The organism is Bradyrhizobium sp. JR4.1, from assembly GCF_040548605.1.
GTDB lineage: Bacteria > Pseudomonadota > Alphaproteobacteria > Rhizobiales > Xanthobacteraceae > Bradyrhizobium > Bradyrhizobium canariense.
The window spans coordinates 366,041-381,198 of the sequence record NZ_JBEPRY010000004.1 but is presented as its reverse complement, the minus strand read 5'-3'; the positions used below and the strand labels follow the sequence as shown (position 1 = coordinate 381,198).

The window sequence follows — 15,158 nt, the reverse complement described above, 5'->3', positions numbered from 1 at the left end:
CTAGCCGTCCAGCAGGTCGAGAAACTCCTCGACCCGGCTGAACGGATCCGCGTCGCGGCGGCCGGCGTGAACGACGCGGTCGCCGTCGCGCTGCAGCGCTCCCGTCTGCGACTTTCCTCTGGATTTCCGCAGCCGCCCCGGCAGGAACGTCGCGGCGACCGCCTCGGGCCCGACATCGAGCCTGACGATGCCGCGCCGTTTGCAATCGATCCGGAGCCTGGCGGATGCGAAGAAGTCGCGGGCCTCCGGCGGCAACCGACCGAAACGACGCGAGATCTCCTCCTCCAGATCTTCCAGATCGTCGTCGCTTCGGCATCGGGCGGCGCGGCCATAGATCTCGAGCCGGACCGCTTCCGATTGCACGTAGCCCTCAGGCAGCATGTCGGCCAACGGCATATTGAGATCGGGCACCCACAGATCGGCGCCGGCGTCGCTACCTCGCTCGGACGCCCGCTTCAGCAGATGACTGTAGAGCACCGGTCCGAACACCTGGACATGGCCGGACTGCTGTTCCGAGAACAGATCGCCGGCGCCCCTGAGGTCGAGGTCGCGCTCGCTGATCGCAAAGCCGGCACCCGGCTTGCTGAACTCCTCCAGTACCGCCAGACGTTTCTCGGACTGCTCTGAGGTCGATTCCGTCAGCAGATGGGCAAAAGCGCGCGTGCCGCCGCGTCCCACCCGTCCCCTGAGCTGATGCAGCTGCGCAAGCCCGAACTTTTCGGGCCAGCACACCACGATGGTGTTCGCGCGCGGAATATCGAGCCCGCTTTCCACGATATTGGTCGCCAACAGCACGTCCGCCTCGCCGTCGACGAAACTCATCATGCGGTCGTCGATCTCGTCCACGGGCAACCTGCCGTGAAGACAGACGATGCGCAGCTCCGGCGCCACCGATTGCACCCGCGCCAGCATCGGCTCCAGATCCTGGATGCGTGGGCAGATCAGGAAGCTCTGACCGTGCCGCCTGCGCTCGCGCAGCAGCGCCGCGGCAATGGCAGCGTCGGACAGCGGCGCGATCCTGGTCACGATGGGAAGGCGATGAACCGGCGGCGAGGCGATCACGCTGAGGTCCCTGAAGCCGGCAAGACCCGCCGCGAGCGTGCGCGGGATCGGCGTGGCGCTCATCCACAGCGAATGGGCCCCCTTGGCGAGGCCTGAGAGCTTCGCCTTCTCCGCCGCCCCGAAATGCTGCTCTTCGTCGATGATGACGAGGCCAAGGTCGGCGAACTTCACGTCCTTTGCCGCAAGAGCCTGCGTGCCGACCACGACTTTCAGCGTGCCGCGCCGCAGTCCTTCTTTCGTCTCTCTCGTCTCCGGGCCTGAACTGGCTCGCGACAGGCTTCCCACCTCGATCCCAAGAGGGCCGAACCGTTTGCGGAAGGTTTCGACATGCTGCCGCGCCAGCACGGTGGTCGGCGCCGCGATCGCCACCTGCTTGCCGGACAGCGCCACGGCCGCCGCCGCCCGCAGCGCGACCTCGGTCTTGCCGAATCCGACGTCACCGCAGATCACCCTGTCCATGGGATGGCCCGCCGCAAGATCGTCGAGGACGTCTTGAATGGCCTGGCCCTGGTCCGCTGTCGTGAAATAGGGGAACCGTGCGACGAATTTTTCATAAGCCGGCCCCGGCGGCACCAGTTTGGGTGCACGACGGCGGAGGCGCTGGCTGATGTGTTTGGCGAGCGCCTTGGCGGCGACCTGGATTTCCGCTTCCGCCTCGGTACGCCGCGCCCACCAGCTGCTGCCGTCCGCCTTGTCGAGCGTCAGCTTGCCGGGTTCGCCGGCATAGGGCCAGATCACCGCAAGATCGGCCGGTGGAACGAGCACGGCATTGTCGCCCGCGAATTTGAGCCTGATCATCTCGCGTCGCGATCCCTTGCCCATATCGAGGGTCTGCAAGCCATCGAGCACGGCTAGCCCGCGTTGCAGATGGACAATGGCGGCGCCCTTTTCGGGCACATCGGGATGATCGAAGGCCGGGTTCCATGCGCGCGCCATCGGCTGGGGATGATGGGCCCGGCTGCCGAGCACGTCGGACGCGGTCACGACGACAAGCGGCTTGCGGCCGGCGCCAATGAACCCCGCGTCGAAATCGGCCAGCAGCGCGCCTTCGCGGCTCCGTGCCTTCGCCACCTCGCTCCAATCGGCCAGGCGCTCCGCCTTGATGCCGCTCATGCGCTCCATCGCGCGAAGGTCGTCCTCGACGGCCGCGACGAACAGCAGCCGCGATCCGCCGCGCTGCATGTCGGCGACGAAGGCGCGAAGCGCCTTGCGCGGCGAGGTCAGCTTCGAGAACTCCGGAGTCGAGATGAAGGCGGCCTTGCGCGGCAGCACGCTGATGCGCTTCTTCAGCTGCTTCCAATCCGCCTGCCCCAGATACTCGCGCTCCGCATCCCTGCGGCCGGCGGCGTCCTCAATCGTGGCCTGCCAGCTCTCGGCGTGGGTCGATACCCCGGCATCCGCGATCCACCGCGCGCGGCTGCAATAATCAGGCAGCGTCGCCCGCTGTCCGCGCGTAGCTCCCAGCGCGATCCGCTCGGACATGGGATCGATGATCAATTCCGCGGTCTCGTAGACGACCTCGTGCTCGATCGGATCGACCGCGACGATCTTGCGAATCGTGTCTCCGGAATGCTCGATCCGGAAGGGAGCGAGCGCGCCGGCGGGAAACACTTCGAACGTCTTGCCGTGGAACAGGACGCCGCCCGGATACTCCGCCTCTTCGTCGAGATCGTAGCCGAGAGCCTCCAGCCGCGTCTCCAGCTCGGGCCCGGAATAGGGCGCGCCCACCTTCAGCGTGAGGCTCGACCGCGACCAGCTCGCCGGCAGCGGCAGCCGTTCCATGATGGCTTCCGCGGTTGACACCAGGAAGACGGGCTTCTTTGCCTTGGCGAGACGCCGCAGCACCGAGCTGCGCCGTCCCGCGATCTCGCGGGATGGCTCGAGGCCGTCGAAGGGCAGCGTGTTCAGGCGCGGAAACACCAGCACGTCGACCGAGGGATCGAGAGCGTGAATCACGCCGCCCAGCCGCTCCGCCCTGCTCTCGTCGTCGCAGAGGAAGACGAGGCCGTCGGACTTCTCCCACTGCTCGAGCAGATGCAGCGCCAGCATGCCGAGCGGCGATGAGGAGGCGACCGCGGAACGCGAGGCGCTCTTGTCCGGACGCTTGCTTGTCGAGCTCGTGCTTTTCGAACTCGTGCTCTTCGTGCTCTTGCTTTTCGCGCTCTTGCTTAGCGAGCCTTTGCTTTTTGAGCTCTCGCTTTGTGTCTTTATCGCGCCGGTCGTGGCCCGGGCTTTCCTGGTGGGCGCCAATGTGTATCCAACTTTGTTTCGCAAATAGAGGCGAGCGACGACGAGCCCTCCCGTTGAGCTCCGTCGATAACGCGCCTCGGGCCTGAGCGCCCAATGACGTCATTACAATTTTGCAATTGCGTTGAAAAGCAGAGACAGAGGACGAAGGCAAGCGGCCTGAACGGGCAGAAGGCTACCGGGCTATTGCAGGACCTTCGGCAGCACCACGACCACATCCACGCTCTGCGCGAGGATATGCGTTGCGACCACAGCGAGCTGGTGCGAGAACTCGTCCTCGATCTCGGCCGCGCAGTCTTCGTCGCTGGCAATGGCAAACAGCAGATTGCCGTCGATTTCGTCGAACCGGATGCCGGCGAACAGGCGATCGAAAATCTCGGCGCCCGCGATGTACGCGATTCGCGCCTGGATGGCCTGGTCCTCGACGAGCGACAACTTCCTCATGGACGCAACATATGGCCGCACCATCCGAATGCAAGAGCAGGAGAGCGCTGGCGCGGCGTGCCTTGCGAACTATATTGGTGGCATCGTCCCGCCTGACCGCCGTTTGCCCTTGAGGAAATCCTTGATTCTGTTCCTGCTGCTGATCTTCCTGCCGATCGCCGTGTCGGCCGGCCGCTATTATTTGCGCGGCGACGGCCGCGGCAACTGGCAGACGGCGGATCGCTCCAGCGCCGGCCTGCTGCCGCCCGCATCCGCCAATCCGGATGCGCTGATCCGCGTGTTCGCCGCGCGCACCGTGCGCTGGCGCAGTATTTTTGCTGTCCATACCTGGATCGTCGTCAAGGAGAAGGGCGCCACGACCTACAGCCGATACGACTACACGGCCTGGGGCGACCCTGTTCGCAGCAACGGCTTTGCGCCCGATGGCCGCTGGTTCGGCGCGATGCCGGAAACGGTCGTGGCGGTCGACGGCGCGCGGGCAGAAGGATTGATTCCGAAGATCCGTGCCGTCATCGAGAACTACAAGTTCCGCGCCTATGGCGACTACAGCGCCTGGCCGGGGCCGAATTCCAACACCTTCGTGCAGGAGGCGCTTGACGCCGTTCCCGAGTTGCGCGCCGTGCTGCCGCCGACCGCCATCGGCAAGGACTTTCCCTACAGCGGACGCTGGGCCGGCGTCACGGCGTCCGGCACCGGGCTCTACGCCTCGCTGTCGGGCTATCTCGGCATGACCATCGGCTGGGTCGAAGGGGTCGAGATCAATTTCCTCGGCGCGGTGCTCGGCCTCGACATCCGCCGCCCCGCGCTGAAGCTTCCAGGCATAGGCCGCCTGGGTGTCACGGCCGGCGCGTAACGCAATGACCGAGCAGTCCCATCAAAGTCGGTGTCCTCCCAAGCTTCCCGACATCGTCCAATGTGTGCTTCAGGTCACAGCAGAATCGAGCACCTTGGCCTAGACTGAACTTGCATGGCCGCAAACAAGGTAACGGCGGTACGCACAAGGCTGGAGAGGCGACCGACAGCTACGGACTTTTGAAGCCGCCAGGTGAAGAACTCGGCGGCTTTTTCTCTGTCCAGGGAACGCGCGGCCGAAGCTTGTTCGCTGCCGATGTGGCCCCCGGAACCTCTACCGTTTGTCTGAGGAATCCGAGAGCCTCCGCTGATCGCGCTCTTCGTCGATCTGCCGTTCGGCCTCGAGCCAAAACTCCACGTCCCGATCGACCGGGCGACCGGCCTGCTCCCAGAGTTCGTAGGCGCGCGCTCGCACCTTTCCGCGCCGCATCATGCGAAGCAGCTTTTGCTTCAGCTCCTCGGCGAACGTCCTGAATCGCTGGACGGTGGTTTCGTCTTTGACAAGGGCTGCCGCTCGCGTTGCGAGTTCGATCTGGTGCTCTATCTTTTGCCGCTCGTCCACCGCAAACCCCGCCGTAGCCACGGGCCTGCGTCGCAGCCCGTGCTGCTCACAACCTCAATTCCTGCTGGAAGGCTCTGTTCCGCCTTCAATGCCAGGTCTTGCTAGTGCCACGTCGTGTCCGCTTCGACGACCACCGCCCTTGTTTCGGGATCTTCCGTCGTGTTGCAGGTGCAGGGCATTCCCTCACCGCAGCGGCAGCCGCCCAGTTCCTCGCTCCAGGCGCGGAGCGGATGGTTTGCGCAGACCCATCCCAGACCGTGGCAGAATGGGCATCTCTTGTCGGTCACAGCGTATCCGGCGTCCGCATGGGGTTCGACTTGTCCTCGTTGCGCAACTCCTGCTCGGCCGCATGCCAGAATTCTTCCTCGCGGCCTTCCGGCTTGCCCGCCTGTTGCCACAAGCGGTGCGCGCGTTCTCTGATGTCGTGATCGGTCGGCTCCGGCATTGCATCTCCTGCGACGAGAGACACGGCCCCACCCTGGGGGGTATGGGGGCTTGGAGGCGGGGCCGTGCAGGCCAGCAAATCGGCGGCGACGCTGGCCCGCTGAGTCAAGCCTCGATGGTGCGCAGAGTTCCTAGCCCTGAGCGGCGAACGATCCGGCTTTCAGTTACCTTCGTCCTGAGCTGAAGCGCCCGCGGCATGCATTGCCGCGCACCATCCGAATACCATCGCAGGCCCGATCATCGTGCCCGGGCCCGGATAAGTGCCTCGAAAGATCGAGGATGAATCGGTACCGACGGCGTAGAGTCCGGGTATGGCGGTCCCAGGGCTAGACAAGACGCGGGCGGTTGAATCCGTGCACAAGCCGGCGCTGCTAGCGAGATCCGTCGGCCATACTGCGACGGCATAGTATGGCCCAGGACCGACCCGCCGCAGGCACGGGTTTGGCACGTTCCGGGGATCACCATTGAACCGGTTCAACTCGCTTGAACCGCGGCCGAACTCTTCGTCCACACCGCTCTCGGCATAGCGATTGTATCGCTCGATCGTTTGAGCAAGCTCGCCGCCATCGACGCCGATGTTTTCGGCCAGTGCTTCAATCGTTTCGCCCGCCAGCAAATATTTAGCCTTGAGAAATTTGTCCAAATCCCTCGTCCCGGGATGAACGAGACCAATGCCATAGTCGCCGATAAAGGCGCGATCGCAAATCAGGAAAGCTGGCGTTGCCAATACCGAAGACGAGTCCGATCGCAACATCGCTTCCACGAAGTCGTGATAGGAGTCGGCTTCATTCACGAAACGGCGGCCCGACTTGTTCACCGCAAGCAGTCCTGGCTTGGCACGATCCAGCATAATGTGCGGAAATACCGAGACGTAGCCGTCCGCCTGCGTCATGACCGAGCTCGGCATCCACAAGGCGGGGCTATCGAAATTACGCTCAATCACCGCGTCGACGCGTTCGGCCGCGAGCAGGCCGTCCCCGGTATTGCACGAAGGCGCGAGTGAAAATCGGCGCGCGGCCTCGGGGAAAAACCTGGCGCGAAGCTCGCGGCTCCAGCCGATGCCTCCCGTTGCCAGCACCACGCCCTTGCGGGCACGTATCGCCAATGCTCCTGAGGGCGATGACAAAACGGCCCCGACGACTGCGTCGCCATTGCGGATGAGCTCAGTGAGCTCGGTCTCATATCGCAGATCCAGGCCGGAACGACGAAGGCTGTCAAACAGCCTCGCGACGAGAGCGTTGCCCATGATCAGACGCGTTCCGCGGTTGTAGCGAAGTCGATCAAGCAAATGCCGACCGAGCAGACCAACGACATGCCTGAAATTCGTCCAGTTGCGGAATGGCGCCAGCAACGCCGGGATGTCCGCCTTTCCGACCATCATGCCGCCGAGGACCATGAACTCTCGCCGCGGGGCCCTTATGCGCTCGAAGTCCTTGCCAAGCTTGCGGCCGTCGAACGGAACGGCGCCGAGAGCACGACCACCGATCGCTGCCCCTAGAAGATTCTTGTAGTCGGGATGGACCGGCGGCGCCGCAAACCGTACGCTCGTCCTCTCCTCGAGATAATCGAGCATCATTGGACCCGTCTGGAGGAACGCATCCACACGCGCGTCCGCGGCGTGTTCGCCGAGCAATGCTTCAAGATAGACCCGCGCCGCCTCGGTGGAGTCTGAGATCCCTGCAAGCAATCCCTGCCGATTGCCCGGAATCCAGATGGTGCCGGCGGAGGTCGCGGTCGTGCCGCCAACCGTGTCCGACTTCTCGCAAAGGATCACGTCGAGCCCTTCGAGGGCGGCCACCAGCGACGTCGTCATGCCGGCGGCACCCGCCCCGACGACCAGAAGATCGGTCTCGACGTCCCAGGAGCGATCGGCTTGCGACATCCCGCACTACCCTTCTCGTCCCGAAATTCTCACCTCTCGCTGCGCACCCGCTCGACAACGGCTCTGCCTGCCGCCAACGCCCGGCGTGCTCGCGTCGCGGCGTCGACGCTCTTGGCCAGCTGAACGGTCGGAACCTCGATGCTGATCGTCAGATCATTCGGCATCGCGCTTGCAAGCCCCATCAGGTCTATTCCGCCCTCGCCCGGAAACATCCGCTCCTCGCGAGCGGCATGGATGAGCTGCTCCGTGGTCGCCGGGCGCTCGGCCGGGCCGTCGCAAAGTTGCCAGTAGTGAAAGCGTTGCGCCGGGATAGCGCGGAGGTCCGCAAGCGAACATTGCGACCGATCGAAATGCAGTGCATCGACCAGAATGCCGGCACCGGGATGATCGACGTCGCCGACGATCCGCATTGCGGTCTTCAGGTCCGGAACGCTGGTCCAGGGCATGAATTCGAGGTCGGAGGTCAGGCCATAGCTTGCTGCCGCTTCACAAAATTGCTGGTAGCGATCCGAAAACCGCGCCAGGTCCGGATCGTAGGCCGCGACGAGGATGTGTTTGGCGCCGAGGCGCGCGCCCATCTCGAAGAAGGGCGTGAACGAGGCAATCTCGGTTTCCGGTCTGAACGCAACGACCTCGAGATCGGCGACAGACACCCCCGTCAACTCCAACCGCCGAAGCGTCTCCCGCAGGAGCGGCGCATCGTCCATCAGGCGATAGGCAACACTGCCAGGCGTGGCGGGCAACAGCCTGAGCCCGACCTTTTCGTAACCGCAATGCGCCGCCAATTCGATCATCTCGGGCGGCGCAAGCTCGAGCACGGTCAACGCGGCGAGCGAGAACGTTGTCATCAGCCGAAATCCGCGATACGGGCGTCGAGCGCAAACATGCTTTGATAAACTTCCGGCTCGCTCGCCCCGACCATGACGTCGGGCGCAAGCTCGCTCGCCCGCCGCAAGGCAGCCTGCAACGAGGCGACGTCGAGCGCCTCGATCAGCAAAAGCCCCGCGAAGAAGCCCTCATTCTTCCGCATGCCCTTCTCCGTCGTCCGCACCGACGTCCGCGCCTCGTCGGTCGCGCCGATCTGCACGACCGCAACCCCGTCGCACGCAACGAGCGCCTGGGCCAGACCTTCCGGATCTTTCGGCAACGTCTCGATCCGCAGCGCCACGATCGATGCGCCCTCGCCCCGCCCTCCCCGCGCGATCATGACGCCGCCGCCCCGCATGAAATTGCCGAGCTTCGGCATGATGCGCTGGGACCACGGCGTCGGTGCGTTGAGGCGCGCCAGATAGGCCTCGCCGTCGAGGACCTCCGGCGTCTCCAGCTCATACAGAATGAAGAAGCGGTTGATGTCGTCCCTTGCCGCGCGGAAGACACGCGATGCCAGGAAGCCCTTCGTCGTCACGCGCTCGGTCGTGTGTTCACGCGTCAGCCAGTGTCGGTAGTCGGTCAGGTCGTGAGCCTCGACGTCGCTCCAGATGGCGAGAAATCCCGTGCCGCGCATTCCGCCCTCCATGCCTACGCCTTGCCGCCGGCCGGAAGCCCGCGCAGAGCCGGTGCCATGGTCGCAGGCATTTGCCCCAGCCGTTGGACCGCCGCGAGCATCGCCGCGAGATAACCATAGGGACCCAGGCCGCAAATGACAGCCGTGCAGGCACTCGACGTGATCGAGTGGCGGTGCAGCTCGTCCCGCGCGTGAATGTTCGAGATGTGCACCTCGATCTTCACGCCCTCGAATATCTTCAGCGCGTCGATCAGCGCGATCGATGTGAATGAATAGGCCGCGGGATTCATGATGATGGCTTCCACGTTGCCATGGGCGGACTGGATCAGATTGACCAGTTCGCCCTCCATGTTCGATTGATGGAACGACATCGAAACGCCGAGCTGATCGGCCAGCGCGCGGCAGCTCGCCTCGATCTCCCCGAGCGTCGTCGAGCCGTAAATGTGGGGCTCGCGGATGCCGAGGAAATTGAGATTGGGTCCGTTGAGGATCATGATCCTTGCGGCCATTTCGCTTGTCCTTCCTTTGTTGCCGACGGGTCTAGCCGGCAAACCATTTGGCCGGGATCGTCACCAGTCCCGGGAATAGCACCATCGCGAACAGGACGATCAATTGTGCAATCAAAAAGGGCCAGACGCCCTTGATGATGTCCTCCATGCTGATCCTGGAGACGCCGCAAACCACATTCAGAACGATACCGACCGGCGGCGTGATGAGGCCGATCGCATTGTTGATGATGAAGAGGACGCCGAAGTAGACGGGATCGATGCCCGCTGCCTTGACGATCGGCATCAGGATCGGCGTGAGAATGAGGATGGTCGGCGTCATGTCGAGGGCCGTTCCCACGATCACCACCACGACCATGATCGCCAGCATCAGGAGCGTGTTGTTGCCCATGAAAGGCTTCAGCAGGGTGACGATCTGTGCCGAAATCTCGGACACGGTGATGAGCCAGGACGATACCAGCGCCGCTGCCACCAGAAACATCACGATGCTCGTCGTCAGGGCCGAGGAGACAAACACCTCATAAAGCTGCGACGGCTTCAATTCCCGATAGATGCAGGTCGCGACGAACAGCGAATAGACGGCGACGACCACTGCGGCTTCCGTCGGCGTGAAGATGCCGAAGCGCAGGCCGACGATGATGATGACCGGGAGCATCAACGCCCAGAAGCCGTCGACCACGGCTTTTACCATCTCCGAGAGCGATGCCCTTGGCGGGGGCGTCAGGTTCTCCTGGCGCACCACCCACCACCAGGCCAGGCAGAGCCCAGCCCCGAGCAGCAGCCCCGGGACGATCCCGGCCAGAAACAGCTTCGAGATCGACACGCCCGCGGCGACACCGAAGATGACGAACCCGATGCTGGGCGGAATCACAGGCGCGATGATGCCGCCGGCCGCCACCAGACCCGCCGCATAGGACTTCTTGTGGCCCGCCGCCACCATCATCGGCACCAGCAGCGCAGCCAGCGCTGCGGCGTCGGCCGCCGCGGAGCCCGAGAGCGACGCGAGGATGCAGGACGCGAGGATCGTGACGTAACCGAGTCCGCCGCGAAAATGTCCGACTGCGACGAGCGCAACATTGACGATTCGCTTGGCCAGACCGCCCTTGTTCATGACCTCGCCGGCGAGCATGAAGAAGGGAATGGCCATGAGTGGAAAGCTGTCTGCGCCGTTGATGACGTTCTGCGCCACGATCTGGGCATCGAACATGTCGATCGTGCTCATCAGGGCCACGCCGCAGACGATCAGCGCAAAGGCGATCGGCATGCCCAGCGCCATGGCGCCGAGCAGCGAGAAAGTGAAGACGGCAATCGTCATGGCGTGATCCCGGAGATTTTCAGGATGTGAGCGCCGGGCGACACGATATTGGGAGACAGCATCAGTGCTCCTCCGATTCCCTGACGGCCACCATGTCGGCTTCGCTGGCTTGTCCGGACATGACGCGGAACAGATCGTAGAGAAGGATCACGCCGGCCGAAACGCCGAAGATCACGCCCACGCCATAGAAGATGCCGAGCGACAGGCCGGTCGCCGGCGCGCGGTCGTCGAGATTGATGATCGTCTGCCGCCAACTTCCCGAGAGCAGAAGCCAGTCGGCGAACAGCATCAGGACGTAGCTGACGATGAAGCAGATGCGTTTGCCGTAAGCCGGCAGCATCCGCACAAGGCTATCGACGCCGAGATGGGCGTGCTCACGCATTGCCACGACCGCACCGAGGAAAGTCAGCCAGACCAGGAGCCAGCGCGACAGCTCCTCGGAAATCGCGATACCGGAGTTGAAGCCGTAGCGCAGAACCACGTTGTCGAACACCAGCACCACCATCACCGCGAGAAATGCGGCGATGATGCCTTTCAGCAGGGTGCAATACAGGTCGAGAAATCGCGCCATACGTGCCGTCCGGGCAAAGTCGGGTTCAGAGCCGGCCGACTGGACGGCTCTGCGTCTTGCATGCTGACGAGGTCGACTATTTCACGTCCTTGCGGATGCGATCGAGCTCGTCGTTGAAGAGCTTAACCGCGTCCGGCTTGAGATTGGCGGCAATCTTGTCGACCACCGGCTGCGCCGTCTTGCGCATGCGATCGAGCTCTTCCGGCGCGACGGTGTTGTACTGCATGCCTTTGGCCTGCAATTCCGACAGCGCCTTTTCGGTCTGAAGGCGTGTCTGCTCCTTTTGATAGCCTCGGCTTTCCTCATACGCCTCGCGCATCAGGCGCTGCTCGGTCGGCGAGAGCTTGTCCCAGAACGCCTTGCTCACCAGGATGATGTTCAGGGTGAAGGTGTGATTGGTGGCGGAAACGTACTTTTGCACTTCGTAGAACTTGTTGGAGAGAATGACCGTAAAAGGGTTCTCCTCGCCATCGACGGTGCGCGTCTCCAGCGCCGAGTAGAGTTCGCCGAAGGCCATCGGAACGGGATTGGCCTTGAACGATCCGAAGGTCTCAAGGTAGACCGGGTTCGGAATGACGCGAAGCTTGAGGCCGTTGAAATCCTCGACCTTGGTGATCGGCCGCGTGCTGTTGGTGACGTTGCGGAAGCCGAGGCCCCAATAGCCCAGACCGATCAGCCCCTTCGACGGCAGCGTATCGAGCATTGACGTGCCGAATTTTCCGGTCCCGAGCGCGTCGGCCTGCTCGATGGTCTTCACGATGAACGGAAAGTCGATGAGGCCGAACTCAGGCACGACGGTTGCGAGCGACGTCGTCGAGGCCGACAGCATTTCCTGGGTACCGCCGCGCAGCGCCGATTGCTGCTGCAGCTCGTTGCCGAGCTGCGAGGCCGCGAACTCACGGACCTTCATCTTGCCTCCGCTCTTCGCCAGCAGGATCTCCGCAAATTTCTGCACCCCCGCGCTGACGGGGTGATCGGTGTTGTTCAGGTGTCCCCACCTGATCGTGCGCTCCTGAATGTCCTCAGCCGATGCGCCGACCGTCAGCGCCACGCAGATCGCCGTCGCAGACAGCGCCCGTATCAACAAGCTCATCGTTTCCTCCCTGTTCGACCGGGCACGACCGGCGGCTTAAGCCATTATTTTTCGTGCCCTCAGCCTATTTAGACATCACACATATATTTCCGTGTCAAATGACGATATCCATTTCATATGATGTTTTGTCATACGTCATACATCGGAAATCTGCTATAGTGCTGGCAACATTGATGGTTCGGCCGCGTCCGAAGTGGCCGACGATCGGGACAGGCGGGATCAGAAGGCATGACGTCAGTCGAGGAACGGCCCCTGTCGGCAGGCCACAGCGGCTATCAGCGCATCCGGGCCGACATCATTTTCGGAGTGCTCACGCCATCCGGACGCCTCAAGCTCGACGCCATGAAGGAGGACTACGGGGTCAGCATCTCCACGCTGCGCGAGATCCTCAATCGTCTGACCTCCGAGGGCTTCGTGGTTGCCGAGGGCCAGCGCGGCTTCGAGGTGGCGCCGATCTCCATCCAGAACCTGCGTGAGCTCGCCGGCCTGCGCATCCTGCTGGAGCATCACGCGATGGCCGAGTCGCTTCGTGCCGGCGACGTCGAGTGGGAGGGCCGCGTGGTGTCCGCGCATCACAAGCTGGCGGCCACCGAACGCACCGTCCTCAAGGAGGGTGACGATCCCGAGCTGCGCAAACGCTACGACGGCGAATTCCACCAGGCGCTGATCTCGAGTTGCGGTTCGCGCGAGCTGATGCAGACCCACGCGGTCGTGTTCGACAAATATTTCCGCTATGCGCTGCGCTACCGCGGCGCGGAGACGATCAACCAGCACAAGGCGCTGCTGGACTGCGCCCTCAAGCGCGACATCAAAGGCGCCAAAACCGTGCTCACCGAGCACATCAACGGGTGCGTCGCGCACGCCCTCGCCTCCTGGAACGAGGACTGATCGTCCGCGCCTGACCTCGTTCGGAGACAGCGCTCGTCGCTGCAATCGGATTTCGGGATGACTCCTGACATGATGCCCGCATATCGGGTCGAGACCGCGGTCGCCGCAGGCGATATCCTCGGGGAGACGCCGTTGTGGTGTGACCGCTCCCGTAAGCTGTGGTGGGTCGACATCGACCGGCGGCTGCATCAATCGTTCGATCCGGCGACAGGCGCTCATCAGGTTGTTCCGTACGCATGCAACTTTCTCGGCAGTCAGGCTCTGACGGCGGATGGCTCCCACCTGCTCGCGCAGGATCTGGGGCTTTATCGCCACTCGCCTAGTGACCGTCCTCCAGGCCAGCTCTGCGAGGTCGAAAGCGGCCCCGACAACCGTCTCAACGACGGGCGCGTCGACGCCCGGGGTCGGCTATGGATCGGCACCATGGACAACCAGCTGCATCGACCGAACGGGGCGCTGTATCGCGTAGATGCCGACGGCCGGACGATGCGCATGTTCGGCGATGTCATCGTAACGAACGGCATCGCGTTCTCACCCGACAATCGCACGCTCTATTTCACGGATACGAGGCGATACCGCACCTGGCAGTTCGATTTCGATCTCGATGACGGCGTGATCCGAAACAAGCGGCTGTTCGCGGATTACAGCGCCTCCGGGGAGAGGCCCGACGGCGCTTGTATCGACGTCGCCGGCGGATTGTGGACCGCATTCTTCTCCGGCGGCCGGGTGGTGCGCTATCGGCCGGACGGCCGGATCGACACCGTCATTCCGGTGCCGGCGACCAATCCGACCTGCGTGTGCTTCGGCGGAGCCGATCTGAAGACCTTGTTCGTGACGACGGCGCGAAAGTTTCTAGATCGTGAGCAATTGAGCCGCGAACCCCAAGCGGGCCATGTTCTGGCCATTGAGGGCATCGCACAGGGACTTCCAGAACACCGCTTCGGCAATTGATCCTGAACCCTCTTCATTCAGAACCCTTGCACGGGCCGTCGTGAACCGGCTTCGCTACCATTTCTCGCCGAAGGGACGAATCTCCAGCTCGAAGGTCCAGGCGCTTTTGGGTTGCTGATAGAGCATCCAGTAGGATTCGGCGACCGACGATGGCGGCATCAGGAGGTCGGGATTGTCCAGCGCGTTCGGACCGAGCGCCTCGATCCGCCGTTGCCGGACCCATTCCGTGTCGACGCCGGAATCGATGATCAGATGCGCCACGTGAATGTTCTTCGGGCCCAATTCGCGCGCCGCGGCTTGCGCGACCGCCCGCAGGCCGAACTTGGCGCTGGCGAAGGCCGCATAGCCGCTGCCGCCGCGCAAGCTCGCCGTCGCACCTGTGAAGAAGATGTTGCCCTGGCCACGGGGCAGCATCAGGCGCGCGGCCTCGCGGCCGGCGAGGAAGCCGGAATAGCAAGCCATTTCCCAGACCTTGCGGAACACCCGTTCGGTCGTGTCCAGAATCGGAAAGTTGACGTTGGCGCCGACGTTGAAGATGCAAACCTCGAGCGGGGCGTGCTTGTCGGCATCGCCGAGAAACGAGATGACCTGGTCTTCCTTGCGCGCGTCGAGCGCGCACGCGTGAATTTCGCCGCCGGCCTGCTCGATCTCCTTGACGAGCGGTTCGAGCTTGGCGCCGTCGCGGCGTCCCGCAAACACCGTAAAGCCCTCGGAGGCGAACTTCTTTGCAATCTCGCTGCCGATAAAATCACCGGCGCCGATCACGGCCACGGTCGCGTTTCTCTTTTGCATGGGACTTCTCCCGGTCAGGTCTGGATCCGGTCGTCGGATCATAAT

16 protein-coding genes are annotated in these 15,158 nt (G+C 63.4%); 4 read left to right on the top strand and 12 right to left on the bottom strand.

The features are described 5' to 3' along the window. Positions 1–3,111, bottom strand: a complete 3,111-nt coding sequence (locus ABIB90_RS13300) for a DEAD/DEAH box helicase (RefSeq protein WP_354200823.1) — start codon at positions 3,109–3,111, stop codon at positions 1–3. Between ABIB90_RS13300 and ABIB90_RS13295 the strand changes: the two genes are divergently transcribed. After that, positions 3,110–3,340 carry a hypothetical protein gene (locus ABIB90_RS13295; protein WP_035993475.1) on the top strand — a complete coding sequence of 77 codons (231 nt, stop codon included), beginning with the start codon at positions 3,110–3,112 and terminating at the stop codon, positions 3,338–3,340. The two genes, ABIB90_RS13300 and ABIB90_RS13295, sit on opposite strands and share 2 nt — an antisense overlap. A 152-nt stretch (positions 3,341–3,492) precedes the next feature. On the opposite strand, the gene ABIB90_RS13290 is transcribed toward ABIB90_RS13295, so the two are convergent. Further along, complete coding sequence (locus ABIB90_RS13290) at positions 3,493–3,753, bottom strand: hypothetical protein (RefSeq protein WP_007595982.1); 261 nt, start codon at positions 3,751–3,753, stop codon at positions 3,493–3,495. A 121-nt stretch (positions 3,754–3,874) separates the two neighbouring features. On the opposite strand from ABIB90_RS13290, the gene ABIB90_RS13285 reads away from it, so the two are divergent. Further along, positions 3,875–4,606 (top strand): DUF3750 domain-containing protein, encoded by a 732-nt coding sequence (locus ABIB90_RS13285; RefSeq protein WP_354200822.1) that lies wholly within the window; start codon positions 3,875–3,877, stop codon positions 4,604–4,606. A gap of 273 nt (positions 4,607–4,879) precedes the next feature. Here ABIB90_RS13285 and ABIB90_RS13280 read toward each other — a convergent pair whose 3' ends face one another. From ABIB90_RS13280 to ABIB90_RS13240, 9 genes are all read right to left on the bottom strand, one after another. After that, the gene (locus ABIB90_RS13280) at positions 4,880–5,167 is read right to left on the bottom strand and encodes a DUF2934 domain-containing protein (protein ID WP_007595986.1); all 288 of its coding nucleotides are present in this window, start codon (positions 5,165–5,167) and stop codon (positions 4,880–4,882) included. A 283-nt stretch (positions 5,168–5,450) separates the two neighbouring features. Continuing rightward, the gene (locus ABIB90_RS13275) at positions 5,451–5,612 is read right to left on the bottom strand and encodes a DUF2934 domain-containing protein (protein WP_354200821.1); all 162 of its coding nucleotides are present in this window, start codon (positions 5,610–5,612) and stop codon (positions 5,451–5,453) included. A 159-nt stretch (positions 5,613–5,771) separates the two neighbouring features. Then, the gene (locus ABIB90_RS13270) at positions 5,772–7,493 is read right to left on the bottom strand and encodes an FAD-dependent oxidoreductase (protein ID WP_354200820.1); all 1,722 of its coding nucleotides are present in this window, start codon (positions 7,491–7,493) and stop codon (positions 5,772–5,774) included. A gap of 29 nt (positions 7,494–7,522) precedes the next feature. Then, complete coding sequence (locus ABIB90_RS13265) at positions 7,523–8,341, bottom strand: sugar phosphate isomerase/epimerase family protein (RefSeq protein WP_354200819.1); 819 nt, start codon at positions 8,339–8,341, stop codon at positions 7,523–7,525. Then, the gene (locus ABIB90_RS13260) at positions 8,341–8,997 is read right to left on the bottom strand and encodes a hypothetical protein (RefSeq protein ID WP_354160392.1); all 657 of its coding nucleotides are present in this window, start codon (positions 8,995–8,997) and stop codon (positions 8,341–8,343) included. Before ABIB90_RS13260 ends, ABIB90_RS13265 begins: the two co-directional genes overlap by 1 nt. Positions 8,998–9,011: 14 nt before the next feature. Continuing rightward, positions 9,012–9,506 carry a type II 3-dehydroquinate dehydratase gene (locus ABIB90_RS13255; protein ID WP_007595994.1) on the bottom strand — a complete coding sequence of 165 codons (495 nt, stop codon included), beginning with the start codon at positions 9,504–9,506 and terminating at the stop codon, positions 9,012–9,014. Positions 9,507–9,537: 31 nt separating this feature from the next. Further along, on the bottom strand, positions 9,538–10,818 hold the full coding sequence (locus ABIB90_RS13250; protein WP_007595995.1) for a TRAP transporter large permease subunit: 1,281 nt from the start codon (positions 10,816–10,818) through the stop codon (positions 9,538–9,540). Between the two features lie 61 nt (positions 10,819–10,879). Beyond that, a complete protein-coding gene (locus ABIB90_RS13245; protein ID WP_354200818.1) occupies positions 10,880–11,389 on the bottom strand; it encodes a TRAP transporter small permease in 510 nt (169 codons plus the stop codon). 76 nt (positions 11,390–11,465) lie between these two features. Next, positions 11,466–12,482 (bottom strand): TRAP transporter substrate-binding protein, encoded by a 1,017-nt coding sequence (locus ABIB90_RS13240; protein WP_354160391.1) that lies wholly within the window; start codon positions 12,480–12,482, stop codon positions 11,466–11,468. A gap of 228 nt (positions 12,483–12,710) precedes the next feature. Here ABIB90_RS13240 and ABIB90_RS13235 point away from each other — a divergent pair, with 228 nt between their 5' ends. Further along, on the top strand, positions 12,711–13,370 hold the full coding sequence (locus ABIB90_RS13235) for a GntR family transcriptional regulator (RefSeq protein ID WP_354200817.1): 660 nt from the start codon (positions 12,711–12,713) through the stop codon (positions 13,368–13,370). 57 nt (positions 13,371–13,427) lie between these two features. Next, the gene (locus ABIB90_RS13230) at positions 13,428–14,321 is read left to right on the top strand and encodes an SMP-30/gluconolactonase/LRE family protein (protein WP_354200816.1); all 894 of its coding nucleotides are present in this window, start codon (positions 13,428–13,430) and stop codon (positions 14,319–14,321) included. Between the two features lie 54 nt (positions 14,322–14,375). Here the strand turns inward: ABIB90_RS13230 and ABIB90_RS13225 are convergent, their stop codons facing one another. Next, a complete protein-coding gene (locus ABIB90_RS13225; protein ID WP_007596006.1) occupies positions 14,376–15,113 on the bottom strand; it encodes an SDR family oxidoreductase in 738 nt (245 codons plus the stop codon). Between the last annotated feature and the right edge of the window lie 45 nt (positions 15,114–15,158).

Bases quoted from the DNA above. Each gene is read 5' to 3' on its own strand.
- ABIB90_RS13295 (WP_035993475.1), top strand. From the start codon at position 3,110: ATGCCGAGCGGCGATGAGGAGGCGACCGCGGAACGCGAGGCGCTCTTG.
- ABIB90_RS13300 (WP_354200823.1), bottom strand. From the start codon at position 3,111: ATGCTGGCGCTGCATCTGCTCGAGCAGTGGGAGAAGTCCGACGGCCTC.
- ABIB90_RS13290 (WP_007595982.1), bottom strand. From the start codon at position 3,753: ATGAGGAAGTTGTCGCTCGTCGAGGACCAGGCCATCCAGGCGCGAATC.
- ABIB90_RS13275 (WP_354200821.1), bottom strand. From the start codon at position 5,612: ATGCCGGAGCCGACCGATCACGACATCAGAGAACGCGCGCACCGCTTG.
- ABIB90_RS13270 (WP_354200820.1), bottom strand. From the start codon at position 7,493: ATGTCGCAAGCCGATCGCTCCTGGGACGTCGAGACCGATCTTCTGGTC.
- ABIB90_RS13265 (WP_354200819.1), bottom strand. From the start codon at position 8,341: ATGACAACGTTCTCGCTCGCCGCGTTGACCGTGCTCGAGCTTGCGCCG.
- ABIB90_RS13260 (WP_354160392.1), bottom strand. From the start codon at position 8,997: ATGCGCGGCACGGGATTTCTCGCCATCTGGAGCGACGTCGAGGCTCAC.
- ABIB90_RS13255 (WP_007595994.1), bottom strand. From the start codon at position 9,506: ATGGCCGCAAGGATCATGATCCTCAACGGACCCAATCTCAATTTCCTC.
- ABIB90_RS13250 (WP_007595995.1), bottom strand. From the start codon at position 10,818: ATGACGATTGCCGTCTTCACTTTCTCGCTGCTCGGCGCCATGGCGCTG.
- ABIB90_RS13245 (WP_354200818.1), bottom strand. From the start codon at position 11,389: ATGGCGCGATTTCTCGACCTGTATTGCACCCTGCTGAAAGGCATCATC.
- ABIB90_RS13240 (WP_354160391.1), bottom strand. From the start codon at position 12,482: ATGAGCTTGTTGATACGGGCGCTGTCTGCGACGGCGATCTGCGTGGCG.
- ABIB90_RS13235 (WP_354200817.1), top strand. From the start codon at position 12,711: ATGACGTCAGTCGAGGAACGGCCCCTGTCGGCAGGCCACAGCGGCTAT.
- ABIB90_RS13230 (WP_354200816.1), top strand. From the start codon at position 13,428: ATGACTCCTGACATGATGCCCGCATATCGGGTCGAGACCGCGGTCGCC.
- ABIB90_RS13225 (WP_007596006.1), bottom strand. From the start codon at position 15,113: ATGCAAAAGAGAAACGCGACCGTGGCCGTGATCGGCGCCGGTGATTTT.